6 protein-coding genes are annotated in these 6,639 nt (G+C 71.8%); 5 read left to right on the top strand and 1 reads right to left on the bottom strand.

Annotated features, from left to right (window positions below; genetic code table 11):
- Positions 1-829 precede the first annotated feature (829 nt).
- From ACWD4U_RS32775 to ACWD4U_RS32765, 3 genes are all read left to right on the top strand, one after another.
- On the top strand, positions 830-1,561 hold the full coding sequence (locus tag ACWD4U_RS32775; protein WP_363461079.1) for an NB-ARC domain-containing protein: 732 nt from the start codon (positions 830-832) through the stop codon (positions 1,559-1,561).
- A 49-nt stretch (positions 1,562-1,610) separates the two neighbouring features.
- Complete coding sequence (locus tag ACWD4U_RS32770; protein ID WP_363461081.1) at positions 1,611-2,834, top strand: tetratricopeptide repeat protein; 1,224 nt, start codon at positions 1,611-1,613, stop codon at positions 2,832-2,834.
- A gap of 235 nt (positions 2,835-3,069) precedes the next feature.
- Entirely contained in the window at positions 3,070-3,231 is a 162-nt protein-coding gene (locus ACWD4U_RS32765; RefSeq protein ID WP_209415702.1) for a hypothetical protein, read from the top strand.
- 584 nt (positions 3,232-3,815) lie between these two features.
- On the opposite strand, the gene ACWD4U_RS32760 is transcribed toward ACWD4U_RS32765, so the two are convergent.
- On the bottom strand, positions 3,816-3,992 hold the full coding sequence (locus ACWD4U_RS32760) for a hypothetical protein (RefSeq protein WP_363461083.1): 177 nt from the start codon (positions 3,990-3,992) through the stop codon (positions 3,816-3,818).
- Positions 3,993-4,330: 338 nt separating this feature from the next.
- On the opposite strand from ACWD4U_RS32760, the gene ACWD4U_RS32755 reads away from it, so the two are divergent.
- Both ACWD4U_RS32755 and ACWD4U_RS32750 read left to right on the top strand, forming a co-directional pair.
- The gene (locus tag ACWD4U_RS32755; RefSeq protein ID WP_363461085.1) at positions 4,331-4,489 is read left to right on the top strand and encodes a hypothetical protein; all 159 of its coding nucleotides are present in this window, start codon (positions 4,331-4,333) and stop codon (positions 4,487-4,489) included.
- 241 nt (positions 4,490-4,730) lie between these two features.
- On the top strand, positions 4,731-6,554 hold the full coding sequence (locus ACWD4U_RS32750) for a tetratricopeptide repeat protein (protein ID WP_363461087.1): 1,824 nt from the start codon (positions 4,731-4,733) through the stop codon (positions 6,552-6,554).
- The last annotated feature ends 85 nt before the right edge of the window (positions 6,555-6,639 follow it).

The raw sequence follows: 6,639 nt of genomic DNA, 5'->3' as shown, positions 1-6,639 counted from the left end.
CGCGCGCCTTGGGGGCGGGGCGGTGGCGCGTTGCGCGACCGGGACCCGCTGCGCGTGTCCTGCGTCCGGGCTTCGCCCGGTCGCGGCCGGCGCTTCGCGCTCGGCCTGGCCGCTCTCCGCTTCGCTCCGGCGGCCCGAGGTGCCTGAGGCGGGATCACATGTTCAGCTGGTGTTGTGGCTGAGGCTGGTCCGGCCTGGCGGCCGGAGCTGACTGGGGACGGGGGTGGCCGCCCTGGTGAGGTGACGGGCCGTCGGATAGTGACGGTGGGTCACTATCCGACGGGGATCGGGGTGGGCCTGTCTCCGGTGGTCATGGAGTGTGCGGCCCGCCCCGATGTCTGCGTGTCTCACTTATTTTGTCACGCGATCCCGTCTGGTTCGAGGTCCTCGTCTGGGTGTGGTGGTAGCCGGGTCGGGATCTGCTGCATGCTCTACGGAATTCCGGTCCGGTTAGGTTCAGAATTCACTGCTGCTGAATCCCGCGAGGCATGGGTTCCGTCTTTCTGGGGGCGGTCTGGGATTTTCTGGTGCGGAGTTTCGACGGGACGGTCTCATCGCGGAGCGGATGGTCCCCGGCGAATAGCTCACCGCGGTGGTCGTGCGGCGCTACGCTGCGTTCGCAGGGGCGGGGACGGGGTCCTCGGCGGTGTGCTTGGGGGTGCGAGTGAGTACCGGGAGTTCGGCGGCACAGCACGGCGACGGCGAGCAGGAACCCGGACAGGACGGGGCAGCCGCACCCGGTTCCGGGGCCGCCCCGCACGCCAGCAGGGACCTCTCGGTTTCTGCGGACCACGGTTCGGCCGCTGTGGGGGGCGATGTCCACGGGAACGTGACGGTCAACAACTACGCCGCTCCGGCCGCCCTCCCGATGCCGATCCGGCCCGTCCGGGTCGGTGCCCTGCCACCACTCGCCACCGCGTTCCAGCCCCGCGCCGAGCTACGGGAGAAGATCGACCGAGCCCGAGAGCGGCACGGCACCGTGGTCCTCACCCAGGTCCTCGCCGGCGGTGGAGGCGTCGGCAAATCCCAGCTCGCCGCCTCCTACGCCCACCGGGCGCACGGTGAGGGTGTGGGCGTGCTGGTGTGGGTCGATGCCGCCGACGCCTCACGCATCATCACCGCCTACGCCCAGGCCGCCGAGAAGGTCGGGGCCACCGGTGTGAGCGGCGAGGACGCCGAGGCCGACGCCCACGCGTTCCTCGACTGGCTGGCCGTCACCGACCGGACCTGGCTGGTCGTCCTAGACGACCTCACCGACATCGAGAACACCGGCCCGTGGTGGCCCCGCACTCCCGCAGCCGGCGGGACCGGCCGGGTGCTGGCAACCACCCGCCGCCGCGGCGCCTACCTGTCCGGCGCCGGCCGCGCCCTCATCGAGATCGGCCTCTACACGGACGACGAAGCACTTGACTACCTCCGGGAGCGGCTCGCCGAGGCCGGGGCGGAACACCTCCTCGACAACCGCGCGGGTGCCTTGGTGGACGCGCTCGGGCGGCTGCCGCTCGCGTTGGCCCGCGCCGCCGCCTACATGATCAACGAAGACGTTACGAGCGGCGAGTAATCTCCGCCGGTTCACCGACCGCGATCAGGTCCGCCGGCTGGACACCCTCATGCCAACGGTCGCGGACGCCGACGGCTACGGCCGCCAGGTCACCGCCTCCCTGCTACTGGCTCTCGACGCCGCCCAACTGCACGAACCCGTCGGCCTTGCCACACCGGCGATCCGGCTCGCCGCCCTCCTCGACCCCGCCGGCTACCCCCACCAGCTCTGGACCACCGACGCCGTCACCGACTACCTCACCAACCACCGCACCCCGCCCTCCCCCGGAACCCCCGAACCGGCCCCGGTCACGCCCGACCAGACCCTCGCTGCCCTCCGCCTCCTCCACCAGTACGGCCTCCTCACCAGCAACACCCACCACGGCCACCGAGCCGTACGCATTCACGCCCTCACCGCCCGCGCAACCCGCGAAACCACCCCCGAGGACGAGCACCCCACCATCGTCCGCACTGCCGCAGACGCCCTGTTGGACGCCTGGCCCGAACACACCCACGAAGCCCCCGACCTCACCGCCGTCCTACGCACCAACACCGACACCCTCCACGCCCACGCCGGCGACCTCCTCTGGCAACCCGACGGCCACCCCGTCCTCTACACCGCCGGGAGCAGCCTGAACGACGCCGGCCTCTACACCACCGCCATCGCCCACTGGCACCACATGGTCACCCACGCCGAACGCCTCCTCGGCGACCATCACCCCGACACCCTCACCGCCCGCAACAACCTCGCCACCTCCTACTGGCAGGCCGGGCGTACTGAGGAGGCCATCGCCATCGAGGAGCAGGTGGTCGCCGACCGCGAACACATCCTCGGCGACCAACACCCCCACACCCTCAACGCCCGCAACAACCTCACCAGCTTCTACCGGCAGGCCGGGCACACTGCCGACGCTATCGACCTGCTAGAGCGGGTGGTCGCCCACAGCGAACGCCTCCTCGGCGACCAACACCCCGGCACCCTCACCGCCCGCGTGGGCCTCGCCTACTCCTACTGGCAGGCGGGCCGAACCGAAGAGGCCATCGCCATCGAGGAGCAGGTGGTCGCCGACCGCGAACGCATCCTCGGCGACCAACACCCCGACACCCTCGCCGCCCGCAGCAACCTCGCCACCTCCTACTGGCAGGCCGGGCGTACTGAGGAGGCCATCGCCATCGAGGAGCAGGTGGTCGCCGACCGCGAACACATCCTCGGCGACCAACACCCCCACACCCTCAACGCCCGCAACAACCTCACCAGCTTCTACCGGCAGGCGGGACGGGACGGAGGGGCGTGAGCAGGCACTAGGGACACCGGGGATGGTCCCGGCATCGGCGTGGCGCAGGTTGGCTGTGCTGAGTGTGGGGTGTCCTTGGACATGAAAACGTCAGTGGGCTGGACACCGGAACAGCCCGCCCCGGCGCCACCAGGTCACCCCCGGTTCCACACCCCGCTCGAACGCCGGCTCTCCGCCTGACCGCCCCCTTGACCGCACACCCTCACAGCCCCTCTCATGGAAGGACGGCGGGGAGGTGGTCACGGTGGCCGACGGACCGAATGGCGGACGCGACGTATCGGGAACGGTGATGGCCGTGGTGCTGGCGGTGATCGTGCTTGGCCTGATGCTCTTGGGGGGGACCGCGAAGGACCCGCCCGGCCCGTCCGGCTGCATGGCCTCCTGCGACTTGCACTGAGCCTGTGCCTCTCGCCCCTCGGCGATGGCCCTTTTGAGCACCCCCTGGGGGACTGTCCCCGCATAGGCGAGCGCCAGGTAGACCCGAGGAGCGTGTTGCCGCACGGCTGGTCCTCGTGACCGTCACTTCTCGTGCCTCAGATCGCCGATCACTGACATCTCACGTCGCGACCCACTGACGTTCTGACGTCGTCCGACACCTGCTGCTCGGCCGTGCCGCCGGCTTTCACCACCACCGCCGCGGCCGCCGCCAGGCGGTCGCAGGAGAAGAGGCCGAGCGCCGGTGAGCGGCCCGTCCCGGAGACCGACCCGGCCCCACCCACCACCACCCATCCCACCCACAGAGCAGGCCGGGGCCCAGGAGAGGTATGTCGGCCCGGTGAGTTCTCCGGAAACTTGGTCTGAGCTGCGGCGATGCGTGCCTCCGCTGGATCGGTCCGAACGCTAAACGAGCAGCCAAACGAGTGGGTAGACGAGCAGCTAAACGAGCACCCAAGCGAGCAGCTAAACGAGAGTCGCCCGGCTCGCCGTAGGGCCGGTGGCGGGGCCGCGCCCGCGTCACGGCGAGCCGGGCGGCCGGCCGACTCAGGCGTAACGGAGGACCAGGCGGCGCAGGCAGCGGGCCCGTTCGCCGCGGACCTCGCGCAGGCGTGCCGTTCCGGCGCCCGCGACCAGGCGCCCCATGTAACGCTCGGCGTACTCGTCGCGTATGGCGTGTGCGCCGGGGCCGACTCCGTCCACGACACCGATCGGCTGCGGCACGGCGCGATGGGCCGGCTGTTCGGCGGGGTGCGCGCGCTTCCACGCTGGGCACTTTCCTGCGTACGTTCACGCACGGGCACAACCGCCAACTCCACGCGGTGCACCGGGACTTCCTCGCCCGTCTCACGCGAGACAGCCCGCTGCTGCCCGGCTGGGCAGGGTGGCGCTCGTGGACATCGACCCCACCCACCGCTGTGTCTACGGGCGCGCCGAGCAGGGCGCCGAGGTCGGCCGGTTCAAGGGCGTGCGCACGCTGCACCCGATCCTGGCCACCCTCGGCACCCCGCTGGCCCGCCCGGTGATCGCGGCGGTGAGGCTGCGGCGGGGCAAGGCTGCCGATGGTCAGCACGATCGGCGAGGACACCTGGACGCCGATCCGCTACCCCGAGGCGTTCGCGGACCCGGACACCGGCGGGCTGGTCTCCGACACGGAGGTCGCCGAGACCGGCTACACGGCGTTCGGGACGGCGACTGGTAGCGGCATCTCGGTGGCGTAGGTCTGGTTCCTGTAGGTGCGGCGGATCGGGCACCGGCTGCAGTAGGCCGGCGCTACGCTCCATCGACAGGGCGGACGGGTTGGGGTGTCCGCGGCGTGCGGGGGTGGGGACACGGGTGGCTACCGACAGCTCGGCAGGGTGGGGCGGGCAGGACGAGCACAGGCCTGACACCCCGTCAGGAACCGGCCACGGACAGCGCGGTGGCGATCCGGCCGGACCGGTCCCGGGTCCTGTTCCCGGTGTGCGGGTCGTCGGGGACGCCACGATCTCGGCGGACAACGGCTCGGTCGCGACGGGCAACATCCACGGACCGGTGACGATCAACAACAACTACCCGCTGCCGACCGCGGTGCCGGTGCGGCAGCCGGTCCGAGTGGGAGTGGTGCCGCCACTCGCGTCCGCGTTCCAGGTCCGCGAGGAACTGCAGGCGACCATCGACCGGGCCCGGGAGCGGCATGGCACCGTGGTCCTCACCCAGGTGCTGTCCGGCGGCGGAGGCGTCGGCAAGTCCCAGCTCGCCGCCTCCTACGCCCACCGTGCCCACGCGGAGGGCGTGGACGTGCTGGTGTGGGTGGACGCCGCCGAGACCTCCCGGATCACCACCGCCTACGCCCAGGCCGCCCAGAAGGTCGGGGCACCGAACACGGGCGGCGAGGACGCCGAGGCCGACGCGCACGCGTTCCTGGCCTGGCTGTCCGTCACCAACCGGACCTGGCTGGTCGTCCTCGACGACCTCACCGACCTCGAAGGCACCAACCCTTGGTGGCCCCGCCCACCCGCCGACGGCGGAAGCGGCCGGGTCCTGGCCACCACCCGCCGCCGCGGCGCATACCTGTCCGGCGCCGGCCGCGCACTCATCGACATCGGCCTCTACACGGAGGACGAAGCCCTCGACTACCTCCGCGAGCGCCTCGCCGAGGCCGGGACGGACCACCTCCTCGACGACCGCGCCGGCGACCTGGTCGAGGCGCTCGGCCTGCTGCCGCTCGCGTTGGCCCACGCCGCCGCCTACATGATCAACGAAGACATCACGAGCGGCGTGTACCTCCGCCGGTTCACCGACCGCGACGAGGCCCAGCGTCTGGACGCCCTCATGCCCGCGGGCGCGGACGGCGACGGCTACGGCCGACAGGTCACGGCCTCCCTGCTACTCGCCCTCGAAGCCGCCCAACTCCGCGAACCCGTCGGCCTCGCCATTCCCGCGATCCGCCTCGCAGCCCTCCTCGACCCCGCCGGCCACCCCCACCAGCTCTGGACCACCACCGCCGTCGCCGCGCACCTCGCCAACCACCGAACACCACGCGCCGCGGCGGCCCCCGAACCAGCCTCGGTCGCCCCCGGCCAGGCCCTGGCCGTGTTACGCCTGCTCCACCAGTACGGCCTGCTTACCAGCGACACCCGCGACGGCCACCGCCGGGCGCGGGTACACGCCCTCACCGCCCGCGCCGCCCGCGAAACCACCCCCCAGGCCGACCACCCCGCAGCCGTCCGTGCGACCGCTGACGCCCTTGTGGAGATTTGGCCACAGCAGAACCACACCGCATCCGACCTCACTGCGGTCCTGCGCGCAAACACCGACACCCTGGCTGCCCACGCAGGCGACCTCCTCTGGCAGCCCGCCGGCCACCCGGTCCTCTACAAGGCCGGCGCCAGCCTGAACGACGCCGGTCTCTACACCGCTGCCGTCGACCACTGGCACGGCCTCATCGCCGATGCCGAACGCGTCCTCGGCGACAAACACCCCGACACCCTCACTGCCCGCCACAACCTCTCCAGCTCCTACCTTCAGGCGGGCCGACCTGAAGAGGCCATCGCCATCGAGGAGCGGGTGGTCGCCGACCGCGAACGCCTCCTCGGCGACCAGCACCCCGACACCCTCACCGCCCACGCCAACCTCGCTATCTCTTACGCGGATGCGGGCCGTACCGCGGAGGCCATCGCCCTGCTGGAGCGGGTGCTCGCCGACCGCGAACGCGTCCTCGGCGACCAGCACCCCGACACCCTCACCGCCCACGCCAACCTCGCCGCCTCATACCGGCAGGCGGGGCGGGGTGGAGGGGCCTGAGCAGCTACCAGGGCCGGGTGCAGTCCCGGCGCCGGCGCGGCTCCGGTTGGCTGTGCGGTGATCGGGGCGGTAGCGGGCGCGTAGC

The sequence above is a fragment of the Kitasatospora sp. NPDC002522 genome, assembly GCF_053595195.1.
The sequence above is the reverse complement of the archived record's forward strand: the minus strand, read 5'-3'. Positions and strand labels throughout refer to the sequence as shown.